This is a genomic window from Rhodopseudomonas palustris (genome assembly GCF_013415845.1).
GTDB lineage: Bacteria > Pseudomonadota > Alphaproteobacteria > Rhizobiales > Xanthobacteraceae > Rhodopseudomonas > Rhodopseudomonas palustris_F.
This window is the reverse complement of the sequence record NZ_CP058907.1, coordinates 4,551,101-4,572,004: the sequence shown is the minus strand read 5'-3', so window position 1 is coordinate 4,572,004 and position 20,904 is coordinate 4,551,101. Positions and strand designations below refer to the sequence as shown.

Sequence of the window (20,904 nt, the reverse complement as noted above, 5' to 3'; positions counted from 1 at the left end):
TCCGCGCTCATGTTGCGATTCACTCGTCCGGCGGCGTTTATGATCGGGTTAACCATCTCGGGTCAATTGATGAAAATTCGCGCAATCACTGCCTGCCGGGCCAGCGGTGTTTACATGTTCCAAACATCTCTTGCACCAGACTCCGATTGCAATCTCTGGGTGTTGTATGACGGCGCGGATCAGGAAAGCGGGCAGGGGGGCAGCATGTGCTGCATTGAGCACCTGTCTGTTTTCGGCGGCGGCTAACGCCGCGCCCGGCTTCGTGCCCGCCAGCTACATCGGCAGCATCGAACCTGAGATCCTCTGGGAATTGCTGATCGGTGGCTTCGTCGTCGCGGCCTTCACGTGCGCGACCGCACTGTGGGCGACCTCAATGCTGCGCAAGCAGCGCCGCGCCCATCGCCGCAAGAACATTCTGGTCGACTCCGTGCTGAACAAGCTGCAGCAGGGCGTCGTGATCGCCGACGCGTCCGGCCGCATCGTGTTCTGCAACGATCGCTATCTGGCGATGTACGACCTGACGCGCGCAGAGGTCACGCCGGGAATGCCCGGGCGCGATCTGCTGGCTCTGCGACGCGCGCGCGGCATGCTCGATCTGACCAATGACGAGTTCTATCGCAACGCCGGTCTGCCGCAGGGCTACGTGGCCGAGCTGCCGGACGGTCGCTGCATCCAGGTCAAGTTCTCGCGGCTCGCCAATGGCGGCACGATCGCGACCCACGACGATTGCAGCGAACTGCGCCGGATGTCGAAGGAGCTGTCGACCACCAAGCAGTTCCTGGAGTCGGTGATCGACAACATCCCGGTCTGCGTCGCCGCCAAGAGCATCGAAGACGGTCGCTACATCCTGGCCAACCGGGCGTTCGAGACTCTGTCAGGGCTGAGCCGCGACAAGATCATCGGCGCCACCGCCGATCAGTTGTATCCCGCGCGGTCCGCGGCGAGCATCCGCGAGGCGGACCAGAGCGCACTGCAATCGATCACCGGCGCCTTCCAATCCGAGTTGACGGTCGAGCTGGGGCGGGGCGATCGCATTCTCGCCAGCAACCGCGTGGTCGCTCGCAACGAACACGGCGAGCCTGAATTCCTGATCGCGCTGTTCGAGGACGTCACCAATCGCCGCGCATTGTCGGTCGAGCTGGAAAAGACCAAGCGCTTCCTCGAACTGGTGATCGACAACATTCCGGTGGCGCTGACGGTGCAGAACACCGCGGACGGCCGCTACATGCTCGCCAACCGCGGCGCCGAGATCATCCTCAACCGCCGCCGCGAGGATGCCACCGGGCTGACCACCGGCGAGATCTTCAATGCCAAGGAAGCCCGGCTGATCGCCGAGCGCGACGAACTGGCGATCCGCAAGGGCGGCCTTGTGGTCGAAGAGCATCCGATCTCGACCGCCGGCGGCTTGCGCCTGTTCGTCACCCGGCGGATGACCGTCACCGACGAGGCCGACCAGGCGCACTACCTGATCAAGACCCATGTCGACGTCACCGATCGCCGCCAGACCGAGGCGCGGATGGCGCACATGGCGTATCACGACGGCCTCACCGACCTGCCTAACCGTGATGCGTTCCTGAAGTCGCTGACCCAGATGATCGAGGCGTGTGACAACGCGGTCGATGAATTCGCCGTGCTTTCCGTCGACCTCGATGGTCTGAAGGAGATCAACGACGTGTTCGGCCACGCGATCGGCGACAAGCTGCTGATCGAGGTGGCACGGCGGATCGAATGGGCGTCCCGCGGCGGCGTAGTGGCGCGGCTGTCCGGCGACGAGTTCGGCCTGATCATCGATGGCCCGCAGCCGGCTGCGGCGCGCGACCTCGCCAGCATGGTGGCCAAGGCGCTGGCACCGGGCTTCGTGATCGACGGCAAGACGGTGCGGATCGGCGTCACCACCGGCGTCGCGCTGTTCCCCGCCAACGGCACCGACGCGGCCTCGCTGCTCGCCAACGCCGGCGCCGCCCTGTTCCGTGCCAAGGCCAAGGCGCGTGGCTCGGTCACGGTGTTCGAGCCCGAAATGGACATGCAGATCCGCGACCGGCGGGTGCTGCATCAGGATCTGTCGAATGCGATCCGCAACGGCGAGATGTCGCTGTACTACCAGCCGCAGGCGTCGAGCACCAAGCGGGTCGGCAACAACGACATCGTCGGCTTCGAAGCGCTGACGCGCTGGCGCCATCCGACCCGCGGCTTCGTGCCGCCGAGCGAATTCATTCCACTCGCCGAAGAGAGCGGGCTGATCGTCGAGCTCGGCGAGTGGATCCTGCGTGAAGCCTGCCGCCAGGCCGCCTCGTGGGCCCGGCCGCTGCAGGTCGCCGTCAACCTGTCGCCGGCGCAATTCCTCAACACCGATCTGGTCGCGTTCGTCCACGAGGTGCTGTTGCAGACCGGGCTGGAGCCGGGCCGGCTGGAACTCGAAATCACCGAGGGCGTGCTGATCGAAGATTTCGATCGCGGCCTGTCGCTGCTGCGCCGGCTGAAGGCGCTCGGCGTCCGGGTGTCGATGGACGATTTCGGCAGCGGCTATTCCTCGCTGACCTATCTGCAGGCGTTCCCGTTCGACAAGATCAAGATCGACCGCGCCTTCATCATGAATCTCGGCCGCAACCCGCAATCGGCGGCGATCGTTCGCGCCGTGATCGGGCTCGGCCACGGCCTCGGCGTCACGCTGGTGGCCGAAGGCGTCGAGACCCAGGATCAGCTCGACTTCCTGGTCGACGAGTCCTGCGACGCGGTGCAAGGCTATCTGATCGGCAAGCCGGCACCGATCGATCAGTATCGCTGGCTGGTCGGGCTCGATGCGCTGGAAGACCGCGCCCCGGCGCGCGCACGCGAAGCAGGCTGATCACCTACTCCGCGCAGCGCGCCGCGCTTAGTTTGGAGCCGGTCAGGCTCCGGTGTCGCCTGCACCGGTTTTGGCGCTGAACGCCACCGGCGTCTGCGGCCGCTCATCGACCTGCAGCGTGAACAGGTCCGGCCGCGAATAGTGCCCGACCGCGTCGAAGTCGAGCTTCGATCCGAGAATGTCGTCGGTGTCGATATCTGCGGTGAGGATGCCCTCTTCGTCGAGCAGCGGACCGGCGAGGATTTCGCCGAGCGGTCCGACGATCACCGAGCGGCCATGCATCATCCACTCGTCCGGGCCGGCCTCGATCCGGCTGGCATAGTCCGCCGGGAAGTCGGAGCGACGCATCACCTGGCAGGCGCCGATCACGAAGCAGCGGCCTTCCAGCGCGATGTGGCGCATGGTGGCGATCCAGCTCTCGCGATCGTCGGCGGTCGGCGCCGCCCAGATCTGCACGCCCTTGGCGTAGTAGGCGGCGCGCATCAGCGGCATGTAGTGCTCCCAGCAGATCGCGCCGCCGAGCCGGCCATAGGGCGTGTCGACCACCGTCAGGGTCGAGCCGTCGCCGAAGCCCCACACCAGCCGTTCCGAGCCGGTCGGCATGATCTTGCGATGGATGCCGAGCAGGCCGGTCGGGGCCAGATACAGCGCGGTGCAGTACAGCGTGCCGCCGTCGCGCTCGATCACGCCGACCGTGGCGTGGAGGTCGTGCTCCGCGCAGGCGGCGACGAGCTGGTCGACCTCCGGGCCCGGCACGGTGATGGCGCCGCGGACATAGCGGGCGAAATCCTCGCGGCCTTCCGGCGTGCGCCGACCGATGGCGCAGCCGAAGTCGAGACCCTTCGGATAGCCGCCGATGAACGCCTCCGGAAACACCGCGATCTTCGCGCCCTTGGCGGCGGCTTCGCCGATCAATGCGACGGTGCGGGCGGTCGCTGCCGCGGCGTCGAACGGAACGGTCGTCGCCTGAACTGCCGCGACTTTCAACTTAGCCATCTGATGAGTCCTTATGATGCGGTGGTGGTGATGATCTGCGCGTCCTTCCAGAGCGGACGGTCGAGATCGAACAGGTCACGCGTGCGGGTGTAGGCGGAGGCGCCGTGCATCCGGCCGACGAGATCGAGCGCGGCGTGGTCGACGCGCGGGCGCTCCGGATCGCCGGTCAGCACGTCTTGGGCGTAGTGCGCGTGCAGCACCTCGCCGACCACCATCACCTGTCCGGGACCGGTGTCGAGCCAATGGGTGCGGCGGCATTCGAACGCGACCGGGGAGGCGGCGATGCGCGGCGGCGCAATGGCGACGCTCGGCAGCGTCTCCAGCCCCGCGAGGTCGAGTTCGTCGACCTCCGGCGGCGCTTCGACACAGGTTGCATTCATCGCCTCGACCAGGCCGAACGGCACGAGGTTGATGACGAATTCGCCGGTGGCGCGGATGTTCGCGGCTGTATCCTTCGGCGCGTCGGGCCGCGCCAGAATGCCGAGCGCGACCACCGGGCGATCGGAACCGAACATGTTGAAGAACGAATAGGGTGCCGCGTTGATGCAGCCGTCGGGCGAACGCGTGACGACCCATGCGATCGGACGCGGCATGATGGTCGAGGCCATCAGGCGATAGCGATCCGCGCCGGACATTTGGGCGAAATCGAAGTGACGCTGCGGCTTTGGTACCAAGTCGTGCAAGTCTCTCACTCGCAGTTCTGTCATGGCCGGGGCGAAGCCCCGGCCATGAGGAGACAGCCGAAAGTCCCTAATCAGTCCGATCAGGCGCGGGTGATCTTCACGCTCTTCGGGTCGAAGCCCTTGGCCGCGGCTTCCTTGTCGACGGCGCTGGCGATCGTGGTGTCGACGAACTTGGTGACGTCGGGCACCCGCGGCAGCAGCTTAGTTTCCACGCCCCATTTGGCGAGGGTGTCCATCTTGGCGATCTGCGCCGGCGTCAGCGTCGCCTTGATGTCGGTGAACGACTTGGCGCTCCACGCCGGATCGTAGCTCGACGCCTTCTCGAGCACTTCGACCGGGATGTTCTTGGCGGGCTCCAGCGTGCGGAACCAGCCGTTGACCAGATCGTGGTTCTGGCTGGCGAAGAACAGCGCTTCGGAGTTCGCCTTCAGCATCCGCTTCAGCACTTCCGGGCGGTCCTTGAAGAAGCGGTTGTTGGCGGCGAGCACGATCACCGGGGTGACGTTCTGCGACACCACCTTGGCGTGGCCGGAGTTCTCGAAGAACGACACGAACGGATCGTAGGTGAAGAACGCATCGATCCGCTGCGCGCCGACCGCGTCGGCCAGCTCTGCGGGACCGACATTGACGAAGGTGACGTCCTTGCCCGGCGTCAGCCCGGCCTTCAGCACGGCTTCCTGCGCGTTCTGGAACGCGGTGATGCCGAAGGTGCCGTAGATCTGCTTGCCCTTGAGGCCGGCGAGATCATTGATGCCGGACTTCTTGGTGGTGAGCACGGCCGAACGGAAGATCGCCTGCGACGACACCGTGGTGACCGGTGCGCCGATCGCCATCGTGGTGACGGCGGCAAAATCGGACAGCGTGCCGATGTCGCCGGCGCCGGAGACCAGCGCCTCGGTGATCGCGGGCGAGGCGGCGAGCTGGATCATCTCCATCTTCAGGCCGTTGCGCTCGGCGATGTCGGTGCGCATCAGCACATGGGCGATCTGGGCAGAGACCGTGGTGGTGTTGAACCAGCACATCTTGACCACATCGCCTGCCTGCGCGCGCAGGATCGACGGGGAGGCGAGCGGCATGGTGGCGGCAAAGCCGGCGGCGAGCTGACCGAAGCGGCGGCGCGATAGCGTAATTGTCACGGCTTATTCCCCTTTTTGCCATTCAGGCTTCAGCGTCTCCCAGAGGTCTTTGACCGTGGAGACGAACCATGGATCGGAACGCATTTCGGCGGTGCGCGGCCGCGGCAGCGGCACCAGCACTTCGTCGCGCACCCGGCCTGGCCGCGGGCTCATCACTACGACACGGTCGGCGAGGAACACCGCCTCGTCGATGCCGTGGGTGACGAAGATCACCGTCTTGCCGGCTTCGGTGGAGATGCGGGCGATTTCTTCCTGCAGCAGCACGCGGGTCTGGGCGTCGAGCGCGCCGAACGGCTCGTCCATCAAGAGGATGTCGGGATCGGGCGCCAAAGCGCGCGCGATCGCGGCGCGCTGTTTCATGCCGCCGGACATCTGGTGCGGATACTTGTCCTCGAAGCCGGCGAGGTGGACGGTCTTGATCAGCTCACGCGCGATCTCGGCGCGCTGAGCCTTGGGCATGCCCTTGGCCTTGAGGCCGAACTCGACGTTCTGCTGCACCGTCATCCAGCCGAACAGCGCGTAGTCCTGGAACACCACGGTGCGCGAGGCATCCGGCTTGGAGATCGGCCGGCCGTTCTGCAGGATCTGGCCGCTCGAGGCCGACTGGAAGCCGGCGATGATGCTGAGCAGCGTCGACTTTCCGCAGCCGGACGGGCCGAGCAGCGAGATGAACTCGCCTTTCTTGATGCGCAGCGACACGCCGTCGAGCGCGATCACCGCCTGGTGTGTCGTCTTTGAGTCGTAGACCTTACCGACGTTGCGGATGTCGATCTGGACCTCTGCGGCAGCGGCGCGGGCGGCGAGCGCCGGCGCGGCAGTGGGGATCGCTGAAGTTGCCAATGCAAGATTTGCGTTCATGGTGAGGACCCTCAGCTGCGCTCGGAAGGAGCCCACGCGTTCACGCGCCGCTCGATACGTTCAAGGATGGCGGACATCGCGAAGCCGATCAGACCGATCGTCACCATGCCGGCGACGACATTGTTGATCTGGAAGAGCATGCGCGACTGCTGGATCAGGTAGCCGAGGCCGGTCTGGGCGGCGATCAGCTCGGCGGTGACCACGCACATCCAACCGACGCCGAGCGCGATGCGCAGGCCGGGCAGGATGATCGGCAGCGAGGCCGGGATCAGCACGTCGGTAAACAGCTGCCAGGGCTTGGCGCCGAGGCACAGCGCGGCGTTCATCTGGTTGCGGTCGAGGCCGCGGATCGCCGTGTAGGTGGCGATGAAAACCGGAAACACCGCGCCGAGGAAAACCAGGAAGTAGGAGGCGGCGTCGCCGAGCCCGAACCACAGGATGGTAATCGGGATCCAGGCCAGCGGCGGGATCGGCCGCAGCGCTTCGATCACCGGCCGCACGTAGTCGGACACCGTCCGCCACCAGCCGCAGATCAGGCCGAGCGTCAGCCCGACGACGCAGGCGAGCAGGAAGCCGACCGCAACGCGCTGCAGGCTGGCGCCGAGATGCACCCACAGCGAGCCGTCGAGCGCGAGCTCCCACAGCGCTTCGGCGATCGCGACCGGCGAGGGCAGCAAGAAGCCGTCGACCAGATTGAGCTGCGTGATCGCCTGCCAGATCGCGAAGAACGCGGTGAGACCCACCGCCGCCCGCATCGGTCGCCCCGCAAAGGCGTTCTGAATCATCGCGAACCGCGGCCTCATGGTTTCAACCGGCAGGCGGCCCGCATCGGCTTCCGCTTCCATCTGCAATCCTCCTTTGGTCGCGCTGTGTGCTCGCGTGACCGTCTAACTTTGGGATATGTCGGATAAATCCGTCAATCCGGAATCGAGGGGTTGGCGGAATATAAATCGAGCAAAACCGCAAAATATCCGCTTAACTTGACGTCATTTGCCGGCGCATTGTGCATTGCGGTCGATTTCGACAAGAAATCGTCGGGAAAATCCGACAATAGACGTTGCGGCCGAGATCAGACATGGTCGGCGCGCTTCGGCGGTGGGGGACGACGTTGGATATCGAAGGAAAATTGGCCCGGATCGGCATCACCGGTTCGCTCTACAAGCTGTATCTGACCGCCGTGGGCCTCGGCGGCGCCTCGGTGACGGCGGTTGCGGCCAAGGCCGGCTTGCCGCGCACCACCGCCCATGATGCGCTCGCCAAGCTGGAGGCTGAGGGGCTGGTCCGGTTCGTCGACCACGGCAAGCGGCGGTTCGTCGTCGCCCAGGAGCCCGGCATCCTGTTGGAGCGGCTGGAAGCGCGCCGGCAGATGCTGGAAGACGTCATGCCGGTGCTGCGCTCGATGTACCACCACGAGAGCGGCCAGCCGAACGTGCGCTTCCATCCGGGCCCCGAAGGCATCCGCACCACGCTGTGGGATACGCTGTCCGGTGGCGACAAGGTGCTGCGCGCCACGCTGTCGATGCGCGAACTGATGGCCGAGCCGGGGCTGGAGGAGATGGAGCGCTATCTGCAGGAGCGCGCGCGCCGCGGCATTTGGTTGCGGGTGATCCGCTCCGTCGAGCGCGACATCGCGCCGATCTGGCCGTCCAGCCAGGAATTGTGCCGCGAGCTGCGCTACGCGCCGCACGCGCACACGCTGTCGATGACTTGCTTCATCTACGGCAACAAAGTCTGCCTGATCTCGTCGGCGCGGGAGAGCTACGGGCTGATCATCGACAGCGCCGAATTCGCCGCGTTCCAGGCTTCGATGTTCGATGCGATGTGGAATCTCAGTACACCGGACACCGAGCCGGCGATCCTGACGCCCGACGGCGAGGGATGAGCGAAGTACCGGCGTTCGCGGCGGTTGAGTAGCGTGCGATAGGCCGCTACAGCTTGCGGTTCTGATCGAACGGGCCTGGAGCTGTAGAGACGCTGAGGAAATGACGGAGCACGCTGATCCCGCGCCGGCCGAGGTTGCCGGTGAACCGCTGTTGCGTATCGAAGCCGTGGAGAAACGGTTCGGCGGGTTCGTTGCCGTCGACCGGCTGTCGCTCGACATCAAGGCGGGCGAGTTCTTCGCGCTGCTGGGTCCCAGCGGTTGCGGCAAGACGACGCTGCTGCGGATGCTGGCGGGCTTCGAGACGCCGGATGCCGGGCGCATCCTGCTGAACGGCGTGGATATCGCCGCGGTGCTGCCGCACGAGCGCCCGGTCAACATGATGTTCCAGAACTACGCCCTGTTTCCGCACCTCACGGTCGCGGCCAACATCGCGTTCGGGCTGAAGCGGGCCCGGCTGCCGCGCAAGGAGATCAAGGCGCGTGTCGCCGAAATGCTGGCGCTGGTGAGGCTCGAAGGACTGGGTAAGCGCAAGCCGGATCAGCTCTCCGGCGGCCAGCAGCAGCGCGTCGCGCTGGCGCGGGCGCTGGCGCTGCGGCCGAAGCTGCTGTTGCTCGACGAGCCGATGGCGGCGCTGGACAAGAAGCTGCGCGAAAGCACTCAACTCGAACTGATGGCGCTGCAGAAGCGGCTCGGAATGACCTTCGTGATCGTCACCCACGATCAGCAGGAGGCGATGACGGTGGCGGACCGCATCGGCGTGATGCGCGCCGGCAAGCTCGACCAGGTCGCAGTGCCGCGGCAGCTCTATGAGGCGCCAGCGTCGCGCTGGGTCGCGGAGTTCGTCGGTGACGTCAACATGCTGGAAGGCAGCGTCGCCGGCCGCGACAACGGACGCATCACCGTCGCGACCGGCGGGGCCGGCGAGGTCGTGGTGGCCGAACCGCGCGAGGCGCTGCAGACTGAGGCGATTTCGGTCGCGATCCGGCCGGAGAAGATCAAGCTGTCGCTGCGCGGCCCTGCCGCCGATGCCGGTCATGCCGATGCGATCAACCGGCTCGACGGCACCATCACCGACATCGGCTATGCCGGCGGCATGACCAGCTACAAGGTTCGGCTCAATCACGGTGCCACCTTGCTGGCCGCGATGGCCAATACGACGCGGCTTGACGTCGATGCGTATCACGCCGGCCAGCACGTGGTGGCGTGGTTCTCACCCGACGATTGCGTGGTGCTGACCCGATGAGCGGCCGCCGGATTTTCACCAAGCCGGCGCGGCTCGCAGCCGTCGCGCCTTATGTCTGGATGCTGCTGTTCTTCCTGGTGCCGTTCGGCTTCGTGGTAAAGATCAGCCTGTCGCAGACCGCGATCGCGCAGCCCCCTTATACGCCGGTGTTCGATCTCGCCGCCGGCTGGACGGCGCTGCGCGCGGCGTTCGACGCGCTGTCGGCCGATAATTTCAAGCTGATCCTCGGCGACCACCTCTACGTCGTCTCGTATTTGCGCAGCCTCACCGTCGCGGCGGTGTCGACCGCGACCCTGCTGCTGATCGGCTATCCGATCGCCTATGCGATGGCGCGGCTGCCGCGCCGCTGGCAGCCGCTGGCGATGATGCTGGTGATCGTGCCGTTCTGGACCTCGTTCCTGATCCGCATCTACGCCTGGATCAACATTCTGCAGCACGACGGCCTGCTCAATCAGCTGCTGCTGGCGCTGCACATCGTGTCGAAGCCGGTAGTGTGGCTGTCGACCGACACCGCGATGTATGTCGGCATCGTCTATTCGTATCTGCCTTTCATGGTGCTGCCGCTGTATGCGACGCTGGCGAAGCTGCCGCATTCGCTGTCGGAAGCCGCCGCCGATCTCGGCGCCTCGCCGCGGCAGGCATTCTGGCTGGTGACGTTCCCGCTGTCGTTGCCCGGCATCGGCGCCGGCGTGCTGCTGTGCTTCATCCCGATCGTCGGCGAGTTCGTCATCCCCGATCTACTCGGCGGCTCGACCTCGCCGATGATCGGCCAGACGCTGTGGCTGGAGTTCTTCACCAACCGCGACTGGCCGGTCGCCTCGGCGCTGGCGGTGCTGCTGCTCGGCGTGTTGCTGCTGCCGCTGCTGATCTACGAGCGGGCGCAGCGCCGTCAGCTCGAAGGGAGGTCGTGATGGTGTTGGCGGACTCGGCTGGAGTCGCTGCGTTGTCCTTTGTGGGAGTACCATCGCGGATAGGCGTTTCTCGCTGGTGCGGGGGGCACCCTCCCCTGGAGGGGGAGGGTCGCTCGCGTAGCGAGCGGGGTGGGGTGGCGAAGAGTTCATCCGCCGTGCCCGCGGCTCACCCCACCCCGTCACGCAATCCGCTTCGCGGCCTGCGTGCCGACCCTCCCCCTCCAGGGGAGGGTGAAGAGAGCGCCGCCTCATCGGCCTGCGAGAATTCGTATGTGGCTGCCTTGCCTAGCGCGGAAGGGCGCATGCCATGAAGCTCTCCCGTTTCAACCTCGTGTCGCTGACGCTGGGGCTGGCGTTTCTGTATCTGCCGATCGTGATCCTGGTGGTCTATTCGTTCAACGACTCCCGCCTGGTCACGGTGTGGGGCGGCTGGTCGCTGCGCTGGTATCGCGAGTTCTTCCAGGATCAGCCGATGCTGGATGCCGCCTGGATGAGCCTGCGCGTGGCGCTGACGTCGGCCACCGCGGCGGCTGTGCTCGGCACGCTGGCGGCGGTGGCGCTGTCGCGCGCCGGCCATTTCAAAGGCCGCACGCTGTTCTCCGGGATGCTGTATGCGCCGCTGGTGATGCCGGAAGTGATCACTGGCCTCTCGCTGCTGCTGCTGTTCGTCGCGATCAGCGCCGAACGCGGGTTCTGGACGGTGGTGATCGCCCACACCACGCTGACGATGTGCTTCGTCGCGGTGGTGGTGCAGTCGCGGCTGCATGCGCTCGACCGCAGCATCGAAGAGGCGGCGATGGATCTCGGCTGCGCGCCGGTGGAAGCGTTCCTGCGTGCCACCGTGCCGCTGATCTGGCCGGCGATCGCGGCGGGTTGGATGCTGGCGTTCGCGCTGTCGCTCGACGACTTGGTGATCGCCAGCTTCACGACCGGTCCCGGCTCGACCACGCTGCCGATCCGGATCTATTCGGAAGTGCGGCTCGGGGTGAAGCCGGAGATCAACGCGATCTGCACGTTGATCATTGCCGCCGTAACGGTGCTGATCGTGGTCGCGTCGCTTGCCTCGAAGCTGTCGAAGACCCAGGCCGACAACGCCGCGCCGATGTGACGCATCATCACTCCTCGCCCTCGCGAGGAGCTAAGCGACGAAGCGATCCAGCCGCTCGATAATTGAGTGGGCTGGATTGCTTCGCTTCGCTCGCAGTGACGGAGAGGGCCGCGCCCAGCAGTGCGCAACCGGCAGCCACGCAGATCGCGCTGAACTTGATCAGTTCGCCTTCGGCTCGGGCTGGGCGGTTGCAGGCGCATCCGCCGGCGGTTCGGCGTCCTGCTTCTTGCCGGTGATGCGTTCGAGCACCGAGCGGACGGTGTCGCGGGTCTTGCGATCCTTGACGGCGTCGAGCAGCGGCGCGGAGGCCGGCGAGCGGCGGATCAGGCTTTCCGGATCGGGGAAGATCAGCGGATCGTCCCACGGCCCCTGCACGATGAACGGCAGGTCGAAGCCGGGCTTGGCGGCGGAGCCGCCGGCGAGGCTGGCGACGCCCTTCAGGTCGTATTCGCGCGCCGGCACCGAAGCGGTGCCGCTCAGCGAAATCCGCGCGGTCGGGCCGTCGATCCGCACTTCGTCTGCAGTGGCGATGCCGTCGGCGAACCGCACCGAAACGGTGAGCTTATCGAAAGGCGTGCTGCCGCTGCGGAAATTGCCGCCGCCGGAGAGCGGCCGGCGCTCCAGCCGCTTCAGAAGCTGTTCGACGTTGAATCCGCTGATCGCGCCGTCATGGCCGGTGAGCAGCGCCGAGCCGTCGAGTGACTGCGCCAGCCCGAACGGGCTCGCGCCCTCGGCTTCCAGCGACACGCTGAGGTTGCCGCGCCCGGACAGGTTGCGCACGCCGAGCAGGTCGGCCGCGCAGGTCTGCAGTTCGACGTCGTTGAATTGGAATTGCGCCTTGATGCTGGCGGCCTTGTCGGAGCGCGAGACGCCGAACGTTCCCTGCGCGATGCCGCCGTACACCTGGGCTTCGCCGACGCTGAGTGCCAGCGCGCCGCCGCGCAAATTGGCGCTGATCGCGGTGCGGCCGAGCGTGGTGCTGCCGATCGTCACTTTCGCGGCCGACAGCCGCATATCGAGATCGACCGGATCGGCGGATGACAGATCGAACAGCTGCCGGTTCCAGTCGCGCGCGCCGCTGGCGAGCAGGCGGATCGTCGACAGATACGGCGTGACGTCGATGCTGCCGGCGGCGAGCGTCGCCTGCAGGCCCTGATGGCCGCCGGCGAGCGTGTAGGTCATCACGCCTTCGGCGACGTTCTTGTCGAGCTCGACATTGACGTTGGTGAGCGCGATCGACGCACCGATCAGGTTGGCGCGGGCCTTCAGCGCGAAGCGGCCGAAGCCGCCCGTGCCGGGAGGCTCCTGGCCGGCCCAGCGCAGCGCGTTGCGCAGCGACGCGCTGTCGGCACTCACCGTGCCGATCAGCGACAGGCTGGTTTTGTTGGCGATCGTGCCGTCGAACGCGATCTTCATCGGCGCGCCGGCGAGGCGCAGCTTGATGCCCGACGTGTCGCCGCGCAGCGCCGCGATGAAGTCGGCTACGGTGATCGAGCCGTCGAGACGTTCGCCGCGGAAGTCGAACTGACCGGTTGCTGCAAAGGTGCGCGAGATCGACGGCCACGCCAGCGACAGGTCGATATCGTCGATGTGTTCCTGAACGCCGGCGGTTTCATCGCGATAGCTGAGCTCGCCGTCCTGCAGCCGGATCTCGGAGAACGACACCTGATCGTCGAGGCCTGGCTTCATCGTCCGGGTCAGGCTGTCGATGAACGGCGTCCAGTTGCTGCGGCCGCCGGCATCGCGCACGACGTGGATCGACGGCTGGTTGAGCATCACGTCGGCGATCTCGAACCGGCGCAGCAGCAGCGGCAGCAGCCGCAAATTGGTGATCAGCGTCTTGACGCTCAGCGCCGCGTCGGTGCCGCCATCCTCGTCGCTCTTCAAGCGTACGTTGCTGAACGTCACAGTGCTGCGCGGGAAGATGGTGACGTCGATATCGCCGTCGACCACCAGCTGCAGGCCGGTGGCGGCGCGAAGCTGCTGCTCCACAGCCTGGCGCAGGGCACCGCGGTCGATCGTCAGCGACAGCGCGAACGCCCCCGTCACGGCGGCGGCGATCAGCACCGCGACCGAGATCCCGAGGCGCTTAATTCCTTGGGCCATCGCCAACCAGTTTCCGGAACGTGAGCGTGAATGAGGTGTGTGAGAGGCGGCTCCCGACAGGGCCTGACCTTGGGTCGCAACTTGCTCGGTTTTCTTGGCGCTTTCAAGGCTTTCCGGGTGCTACGGGTCCTGGTGCAATTGACGGGTTGCGGGGTTTTTGCCTAATAGACCTAATCGCAGCAAAGCCCGCTCAAAGGTCCCTGCACCATGAACAAGGTCTACCCCGACGCCAAGGCGGCACTCGACGGCATCTTGCGTGACGGCATGATGATCATGTCCGGTGGCTTCGGCCTTTGCGGCATTCCCGAGACCCTGTCCGACGCGATCCGCGACGCGGGCGTCAAGGATCTCACCTTCGTTTCCAACAATGCAGGCGTCGACGGCATCGGCCTCAGCCGGCTGCTTGAAACCCGGCAGATCAAGAAGATGATCTCGTCCTATGTGGGCGAGAACAAGCTGTTCGCGCAGCAGTTTCTGGCCGGCGAGCTGGAATTGGAATTCGCCCCGCAGGGCACCCTGGCCGAGCGGATCCGCGCCGGCGGCGCCGGCATTCCGGCGTTCTTCACCAAGACCGGCGTCGGCACGCTGGTGGCGGAAGGCAAGGAAATCCGCGAGTTCGACGGCGAGAAATACGTGATGGAGCGCGGCCTGTTCGGCGATATCGCGATCGTCCACGCCTGGAAGGGCGATACCGCCGGCAACCTCGTGTACCGAAAGACCGCGCGCAACTTCAATCCGATGATGGCCACCGCGGCGAAGATCACCATCGCCGAGGTCGAGCATCTGGTGCCGGCGGGCGAGATCGACCCGGATCATATCCACACCCCGGGCATCTTCGTGCAGCGCATCGTCCACGTGCCGAACGCGAAGAAACACATCGAGCAGCGTACCACCCGCAAGCGTGCCGAATCGGCGGCGAGCTGAGGAGAACCCTGATGGCTTGGACCCGCGAACAGATGGCCGCGCGCGCCGCCAAAGAATTGCGCGACGGCTTCTACGTCAACCTCGGCATCGGCATTCCGACGCTGGTCTCCAACTACATCCCGGACGGCGTCGACGTGGTGCTGCAGAGCGAGAACGGCATGCTCGGCATGGGTCCGTTCCCCTACGAGGGTGAAGAAGACCCCGACCTGATCAACGCCGGCAAGCAGACCGTCACCGAGCTGCCGTCGACCAGTTACTTCTCGTCGGCCGATTCCTTCGCGATGGTTCGCGGCGGCCACATCGATCTGTCCATTCTCGGCGCCATGCAGGTTGCCCAGAACGGCGACCTCGCCAACTGGATGATTCCGGGCAAGATGGTGAAGGGCATGGGCGGCGCGATGGATCTCGTCGCCGGCGTGAAGCGCGTCGTCGTGGTGATGGAGCATTCCGCCAAGGACGGCCCGAAGCTGTTGAAGACGTGCAATCTGCCGCTCACCGGCGAACGCGTCGTCGACATGGTGGTGACCGATCTTGCGGTGTTCACCATCGACAAGCACGGCAATGACGGCATGGCGCTGATCGAACTCGCCGATGGCGTCACCCTCGACGAGGTCAAGGCCAAGACCGAAGCCGAATTCCGCGTCGCGCTGAAGAACGCTTAGTTGATGTAGCAACGCAAGGTGGGCAAAGGCGTGCAGCGCCGTGCCCACGTCGTACCAATCAGCGCGACCACCTGCCAAACCTGCACGACGCCGTTATCCTGAGGTGCGCTCTTGCGCACCTCGAAGGAAGCGGACACGAGGATGGACTCGCGTGTGGAGGGCTTCTACCGCCGGCCGCCCGAGAACATCGGCGACTCGCCCGGCAGCAGATTGGAACGGATGTCGCTGTCGGTGGTGCCGTTGTACTGGGTGTAGCCGGCCGAGAACGACAGGCTGACATTCGAGGTCGGCTTGATCTCGATGCCGGCATTGACGGTGGTGGCTGCCGTGTTGCTGCTGGCGAAGCCCGGCGAGGTCAGCGAGGTGAAAACGTCGGGTCTGTACTTCAGGCTGTCGACGCCGCCGAACAGCGTCACCGGCATGTCGCCGACGCCTTTGAAGCGGTAGCCGTACTGCGAGCCTTCGGTCGCGAGCGAGCCGAAATTGCCGAATGCGCCGGCCCCGCCCGGGCTGTTCCAACCCAAGCCGCCGGCCAGCGGTGTGACCGGAGCGCTGTAGCTGCGGGCGACGAAGCCGCTGCGCAGCTCGCCATTCTCGTCGGTCTCTGCGGTGAAGCCAGGGACGTCGCTCCAGCTCAGCGCCTGCCAGCTCTCGGTCGCGCCGCCGCCGAAGCCGAACGGCCCGCCGGGTACCCAATAGCGGATCGGTGCCACCTGCGCCTGTGCGGATGCTCCGGCGAACAGCATCGCGGCGAGGACGAGGCCGCACCAGGCGGCGACAGGAGAGATCCGGATCTGCTTCATCGGGCGAATTATACGGTCGTGGACGGGTCGAGGCCAGCCGGTGCTGCGGATCGCCGCAGCGCCAAGTTCCGAACCTAATCAGCCACGAGATGAGGGCGGCAGCGTGGCGACCGGCTCATTCCGGCAGGTCGGAGAACCGGGTCAGCCAGATCACCGGCGGAATGCTGGCGGCGACGATGATCAGGGCCGCCAGCGCGCCATCCTCGAAGCTGCCGCGGCTGGCATATTGGTAGATCGAGGTCGACAGCGTCTCGACGTTGAGCGGCCGTAGCAGCAGTGTCGCGGGCAGCTCCTTGAGACAGTCGACGAATACCAGGATCGCGGCGCCGACCAGCGCCGGGCGCAGCAGCGGCAGGTCGATCTTCCATAGCGTGGTCAAGCGACCGGCACCGGCGGCCCGGGCCGAGTCGTCGTAATCGCGGGGGATGCGATCGAACCCGGCCTTCAACAGCCCGGTCGGCACGGCCAGGAAGCGGATCACATAGGCGGCCACCACCGCACCACCGGTGCTCATCAGGATCAGGCCGGGCGACGAGTAGCCGAAGGAGCGGAAGATGTTGGCGATCGTGCCGTCGATCACCAAGACCGGTGTCAGCAGCCCGAGCGCCAGCACCAGGCCGGGCAGCGTGTAGCCGAGCTGGGCGACCGCCATGGCGGCGCGCGTCGTGCGGGCCTCGCGCCAGCGCGCGGCCAGCACCACGATCAGCCCGAGCCCGAGCGCGATCAGGGTCGCCAGCGCCGCGAGCGTCACGGTGTGCAGGGCGTCCCGCCACAACGCCGGGTCGATCCCGATCGACAGGCTGCGGCGCAGGCTTTCGCCGAGCAGGTAGGCGGCCGGCAGCACGAAGCCGAACAGCGGCGGCAGCAGGCAAGCTGCGGTTGCGAGGCCGCCCTTGAGGCCATGCAGCCGCGTTCGCGACCGGAGCCGCGGGCTTTCCGCCGACAGTTCGACGCTGGCGCTGCGGCGGCCGAAGCGCTCGATCACGATCAAGAGCGCGGCAAAGCCGAGCAGCACCAGCGACAGCTGCGCGGCGCCTGCGAGGCTGCCGCGATTCAGCCAGGTGTTGAATACCGAGACGGTGAGGGTGCGGACGCCGAGATATTCCGAGGCGCCGATGTCGTTCAGCGTCTCCAGCGCGGCGAGCGCGACGCCGACCGCGAGCGCCGGCCGCGCCATCGGCAGCACCACCCGGTGCAGGATGGTGAAGCGGCCGGCGCCGAGCGTGCGCGCGGCCTCGATCGCATCGGTCCCCTGCGCCTGAAACACCGCGCGGGCCGACAGATACACGTAAGGATACAACACTGCGGCGAGCAGCAGCATCGCGCCGGGCAGCGAGCGCATCGGCGGCAACCAGTGCACCGCCTGCGCGGCCGGCATCATCAGGCTGAGCGTGCGATGCACCAGTCCGAGCGGCTCGAACAGGTCGACATAGACATAGGCCGACAGATAGGTCGGGACCGACAGCGGCAGAGGTAGCAGCCAGATCAGGGCCGTACGGCCGGGAAAATCGTGCGACGACACCAGCCAGGCAGTGCTGGTCCCGATCAGCAGCGTCAGCGTGCCGACGCCGGCGATCAGCAGCGCGGTGTCACTCACCGCGCGCGGCAGCACATAGGCGATCAGATGCGACCACACCTCCGGTGCCGGCTGCAGCGCAATCAGCATCAGGCTGATCACCGGCGCGGCGACGAGGAGGGCGGTGAGGAGGGCGAGGAAGAGGACGACGAGCTCGGTGTCGGATGCACCAGGCGCCGTCCTCATGGCGAGGCGGCGCGTTGCGCCGTCTCGACCCATGAGGACGTGATCTGTGGTTTCATCCGTCGCGACGCCCGGCTTCGCCCTCAGGGCTTTGCCGGGCTCCTCGGGATGAGGGAAGTGTGCCGGGGGTGGAGGTGAGATGACGTTCAGTTGTCGAATCCGACCTTGTCGACCAGCGTCGAGGCGGCCTTGCGGTTGGCGGCGATCTTGGCGATCGGCAGCGGATCCGGCTTCAGCTTGCCGTAGCCGGCGATGATCGGATTGAGCGGCACGCCGGCGCGGATCGGATATTCGTAGTTGGCGTCGGCGTAGATCTGCTGCGCCTTCTCACCGACGAGCCATTCGATCAGCTTCACCGCATTGGCCTTGTTGGGCGCGTGCTTGGCGAGCACCACGCCCGACAGGTTGACGTGGGTGCCGCCGCCTTCGAAGGTCGGGAGCACCACGCGGGTCGCGTCCGCCCAGGCCTTCTTGTCGGGATCGTTCAGCATCAGCGCCCAGTAGTAGGTGTTGCCGATGCCGAGGTCGCATTTGCCCGCCGCGACGTCGCGCGCGGTCTCGCGGTCGCCGCCCGACGGCTTCTGCGCCAGATTGGCCTTCAGGCCGCGCAGCCATTCCTCGGCCTTGGCCTCGCCGTGCTTGGCGATGTAAGCGGCGAATAGCGCGTTGTTGTAGATGTGCTGGCCGGAACGGATGCAGATCTTGCCCTTCCACTTCGGGTCGGCCAGTTCCTCATAGGTGATCGCTTCCTGCTTGACGCGATCTTTCGAGGCGTAGATCACCCGCGCCCGCATCGAGATGCCGGCCCACTGGCCGTTGGGATCGCGGAACTGTGCCGGCACGATTTCGTCGATCACGGCCGAGTTGATCGGCTGGCTGATGCCGGCCGCGACCGCGTCGTCGATCCGGCCGATGTCGACCGTCAGCAGCACGTCGGCCGGGCTGTCAGCGCCCTCGGCCTTGATCCGCTGTTCCAGACCCGAACTCGCCGAAATGACGTTCACGGCGATCCCGGTGTCCTTGGTGAAGGCATCGAACAGCGGCTGCACCAGCTTGGTCTCGCGGTAGGTGTAGACGTTGACCTGCTCGGCGGCCCCGGCGGCGAACGGCACGAAAACGGCGGCAAGTGCGAGGGCAGCGGCACGGAAACGGCTCATACGGCGGGCTCCTGGCGAAAATCGAGAACGCTTGTCAGTAGCTCAGGCCATCAGGGCAGTGCAGCGGCGCAATGTCGCGATTAGAACTATTCCAGCCACGGGAGCGGGCGGCGCCCGTCAGCGCAGCTGCTCGGCCAGCATGTCGCGCACCTTGCCGACCAGCGCCGGTTCGTCGCGGCGCGGCGGCACCAGGCTGAATTCGACTTCGGGCAGCGGCGGCAGCCGGTTGCCCGAGGCCAGCACCACGGCGTCCGCGGGCACGGCCGAAGCGTTGAGGCAGGTCAGCCCGAGCCCGGCGGCCAGCGCCAAGTGCAGTCCGCCGACGCCCGAGGCCGAGTGCATCACTGTGTGCGGCACCTGGTGCGCCGCCAGTGTGCGCGCGATGAAGCGCTGCAGCGAGCAGGTGTCGGGCAGCACGACGAGCGGCAGGACACCGTCGTCCGGCATCACGAACGAGCGGTCGGCGACCCACAGCAGCGGCTCGCGCCGAAGCTTGATGCGCTTCGCCGCGTTCCGCCGCGACGGACGGTCGAGAATCGCCATCGACAGCCCGATGTCGAACTCGCCGGAATCGGCGGTTTCTTCGATCAGCGCGCTCTTGCGGATCGAGACGTGCAGCCGCAGCCGCGGAAACTGGTCGCGCACGCGGCGCAGGATGCCCGGCAGCGCGCCCGGCCGAAAGTAATCGGTAATCGCCAGCCGCAGTTCGCCGGCGAGCTGCGCGGCGTGCATGTCCCGATAGGCTGCGTCGCTCAGCGCCAGCAGCTGACGGGCGTGTCCGATCAGGCGCTCGCCGGCCTGTGTCAGGCTGGCGCCGCTCTTGCCGCGCCGAAACAGCGGTTGCCCGCACATCTCCTCGAGCTTGCGGATCTGCTCGCTGACCGCCGATTGCGACCGGCACAGGCGCGGCGCCGCCGCCGACAGGCTGCCGGTCTCGGCCACCGCCACCAGCGCGTTGAGCAGATCGAGGTCGAACAGCCGGCTCATCATCCACCCGAAAACCAGATGGATCGTATCGTATCTTCCCGTTTTTCAGGAGGGAAGAGCCACGGCATGATCGGCATCGACATCCACCACCGGAAAGCAGCGGACATGCCCGGCATCACACTGACGGTTTCAATCCCCCTCGACCCGGCGTTGACCGGACGGCTCGCCGCCGCGGTCGCCGAACTCACCTGCCGCGTGCTGCGCAAGGAGCTCGATCGGACGGCGGTGTTCATCCGCCATCATCCGGCCGATCAGTGGTTCATCGCCGGCCGTGCGCTCAGCGCCTGGCGCAAGAATGCGTTCAAGCTCGAGGTTACCATCACCGACGAGACCAATACCAAGGTGGAGAAGGCGGCGTATCACCGCGAGGCGTTCGCACTGCTGTCAGAGCTGATCGGCGACCTGCATCCGCACTCGAACATCCACATCATCGACTGCCGGGCGGCAGCCTATGGCTATGGCGGGGTCACGCAGGAGGCGTATGCGTATCGCGCGCCGGGCTGACAGCGGCCGGCGCGGCAACGGCTTCAGAGCAGCAGGTTGCCGGCACCGTTCTGGCAGGACGGGCATTTACACGCATGAAAATTGACTTCGGCGGCGACGTATTCGGCGCCACAATGGATGCAGGCGATCTTCAGGTGCGGACGTCGATCGGCACTGCAGCTGGTCGCCCGGGCGACCAGATACTGACCAAGCGCGTTCTGGTCGCCTTCGGCGACATGATAGTTCGCACTCACGAGCGTCCCCCGGATTGTGCACATGCGAGATAGTCTAGCACACAGCCCTCGGGGGAATGCAATTCGAATAGCTGCAAGCGAATCGCGCGATCCGCCGGCGCGGCGGT

General features: G+C 66.3%; 20 protein-coding genes. 9 read left to right on the top strand and 11 right to left on the bottom strand.

The genetic code is table 11. From position 1 onward, the window contains the following. Window positions 1–9 precede the first annotated feature (9 nt). Window positions 10–246, top strand: coding sequence for a hypothetical protein (locus HZF03_RS20830; RefSeq protein ID WP_085977309.1), 237 nt, complete (start codon window positions 10–12; stop codon window positions 244–246). Further along, on the top strand, window positions 167–2,845 hold the full coding sequence (locus HZF03_RS20825) for a sensor domain-containing protein (RefSeq protein ID WP_179906211.1): 2,679 nt from the start codon (window positions 167–169) through the stop codon (window positions 2,843–2,845). The genes HZF03_RS20830 and HZF03_RS20825 overlap by 80 nt, the downstream gene beginning before the upstream one ends. A gap of 42 nt (window positions 2,846–2,887) precedes the next feature. Here HZF03_RS20825 and HZF03_RS20820 read toward each other — a convergent pair whose 3' ends face one another. Genes HZF03_RS20820 through HZF03_RS20800 form a run of 5 tightly spaced genes read right to left on the bottom strand, consistent with a single transcriptional unit; the run spans window position 2,888 to window position 7,363 of the window. Beyond that, window positions 2,888–3,841, bottom strand: a complete 954-nt coding sequence (locus tag HZF03_RS20820; protein WP_119020084.1) for a carbon-nitrogen hydrolase family protein — start codon at window positions 3,839–3,841, stop codon at window positions 2,888–2,890. Between the two features lie 11 nt (window positions 3,842–3,852). Next, window positions 3,853–4,548 (bottom strand): flavin reductase family protein, encoded by a 696-nt coding sequence (locus tag HZF03_RS20815; RefSeq protein ID WP_119020085.1) that lies wholly within the window; start codon window positions 4,546–4,548, stop codon window positions 3,853–3,855. Window positions 4,549–4,604: 56 nt separating this feature from the next. After that, entirely contained in the window at window positions 4,605–5,660 is a 1,056-nt protein-coding gene (locus HZF03_RS20810) for an ABC transporter substrate-binding protein (protein ID WP_119019221.1), read from the bottom strand. A gap of 3 nt (window positions 5,661–5,663) precedes the next feature. Then, window positions 5,664–6,518, bottom strand: a complete 855-nt coding sequence (locus HZF03_RS20805) for an ABC transporter ATP-binding protein (RefSeq protein WP_011159698.1) — start codon at window positions 6,516–6,518, stop codon at window positions 5,664–5,666. A gap of 11 nt (window positions 6,519–6,529) precedes the next feature. Continuing rightward, window positions 6,530–7,363, bottom strand: coding sequence for an ABC transporter permease (locus HZF03_RS20800; RefSeq protein ID WP_011159697.1), 834 nt, complete (start codon window positions 7,361–7,363; stop codon window positions 6,530–6,532). Between the two features lie 230 nt (window positions 7,364–7,593). Here HZF03_RS20800 and HZF03_RS20795 point away from each other — a divergent pair, with 230 nt between their 5' ends. The 4 genes from HZF03_RS20795 to HZF03_RS20780 all read left to right on the top strand — a co-directional run bounded on the left by HZF03_RS20795 (window position 7,594) and on the right by HZF03_RS20780 (window position 11,662). Then, window positions 7,594–8,400, top strand: coding sequence for a TrmB family transcriptional regulator (locus HZF03_RS20795; RefSeq protein WP_011159696.1), 807 nt, complete (start codon window positions 7,594–7,596; stop codon window positions 8,398–8,400). 100 nt (window positions 8,401–8,500) lie between these two features. Beyond that, window positions 8,501–9,643 (top strand): ABC transporter ATP-binding protein, encoded by a 1,143-nt coding sequence (locus HZF03_RS20790; RefSeq protein ID WP_119019220.1) that lies wholly within the window; start codon window positions 8,501–8,503, stop codon window positions 9,641–9,643. After that, the gene (locus tag HZF03_RS20785) at window positions 9,640–10,554 is read left to right on the top strand and encodes an ABC transporter permease (protein ID WP_119019219.1); all 915 of its coding nucleotides are present in this window, start codon (window positions 9,640–9,642) and stop codon (window positions 10,552–10,554) included. Before HZF03_RS20790 ends, HZF03_RS20785 begins: the two co-directional genes overlap by 4 nt. 307 nt (window positions 10,555–10,861) lie before the next feature. Further along, window positions 10,862–11,662: an ABC transporter permease gene (locus HZF03_RS20780; protein WP_011159693.1), complete on the top strand. Its 801-nt coding sequence runs from the start codon at window positions 10,862–10,864 to the stop codon at window positions 11,660–11,662. A gap of 159 nt (window positions 11,663–11,821) precedes the next feature. Here HZF03_RS20780 and HZF03_RS20775 read toward each other — a convergent pair whose 3' ends face one another. Further along, window positions 11,822–13,768, bottom strand: coding sequence for an AsmA family protein (locus HZF03_RS20775; protein WP_119019935.1), 1,947 nt, complete (start codon window positions 13,766–13,768; stop codon window positions 11,822–11,824). 207 nt (window positions 13,769–13,975) lie between these two features. On the opposite strand from HZF03_RS20775, the gene HZF03_RS20770 reads away from it, so the two are divergent. After that, a complete protein-coding gene (locus HZF03_RS20770; protein WP_011159691.1) occupies window positions 13,976–14,692 on the top strand; it encodes a CoA transferase subunit A in 717 nt (238 codons plus the stop codon). Between the two features lie 11 nt (window positions 14,693–14,703). Then, window positions 14,704–15,354, top strand: coding sequence for a 3-oxoacid CoA-transferase subunit B (locus HZF03_RS20765; protein ID WP_011159690.1), 651 nt, complete (start codon window positions 14,704–14,706; stop codon window positions 15,352–15,354). A gap of 164 nt (window positions 15,355–15,518) precedes the next feature. Here the strand turns inward: HZF03_RS20765 and HZF03_RS20760 are convergent, their stop codons facing one another. From HZF03_RS20760 to HZF03_RS20745, 4 genes are all read right to left on the bottom strand, one after another. Continuing rightward, the gene (locus HZF03_RS20760) at window positions 15,519–16,157 is read right to left on the bottom strand and encodes a hypothetical protein (protein WP_119019934.1); all 639 of its coding nucleotides are present in this window, start codon (window positions 16,155–16,157) and stop codon (window positions 15,519–15,521) included. A gap of 115 nt (window positions 16,158–16,272) precedes the next feature. After that, complete coding sequence (locus HZF03_RS20755) at window positions 16,273–17,919, bottom strand: ABC transporter permease (protein ID WP_119019933.1); 1,647 nt, start codon at window positions 17,917–17,919, stop codon at window positions 16,273–16,275. Between the two features lie 143 nt (window positions 17,920–18,062). Beyond that, window positions 18,063–19,073: a Fe(3+) ABC transporter substrate-binding protein gene (locus tag HZF03_RS20750; protein ID WP_119019932.1), complete on the bottom strand. Its 1,011-nt coding sequence runs from the start codon at window positions 19,071–19,073 to the stop codon at window positions 18,063–18,065. A 117-nt stretch (window positions 19,074–19,190) separates the two neighbouring features. Then, window positions 19,191–20,060: a LysR family transcriptional regulator gene (locus HZF03_RS20745; protein WP_234832336.1), complete on the bottom strand. Its 870-nt coding sequence runs from the start codon at window positions 20,058–20,060 to the stop codon at window positions 19,191–19,193. A gap of 66 nt (window positions 20,061–20,126) precedes the next feature. Here HZF03_RS20745 and HZF03_RS20740 point away from each other — a divergent pair, with 66 nt between their 5' ends. Beyond that, complete coding sequence (locus HZF03_RS20740; RefSeq protein WP_234819455.1) at window positions 20,127–20,564, top strand: tautomerase family protein; 438 nt, start codon at window positions 20,127–20,129, stop codon at window positions 20,562–20,564. Between the two features lie 23 nt (window positions 20,565–20,587). On the opposite strand, the gene HZF03_RS20735 is transcribed toward HZF03_RS20740, so the two are convergent. After that, window positions 20,588–20,797 carry a hypothetical protein gene (locus tag HZF03_RS20735; protein WP_041810056.1) on the bottom strand — a complete coding sequence of 70 codons (210 nt, stop codon included), beginning with the start codon at window positions 20,795–20,797 and terminating at the stop codon, window positions 20,588–20,590. Window positions 20,798–20,904 lie beyond the last annotated feature (107 nt).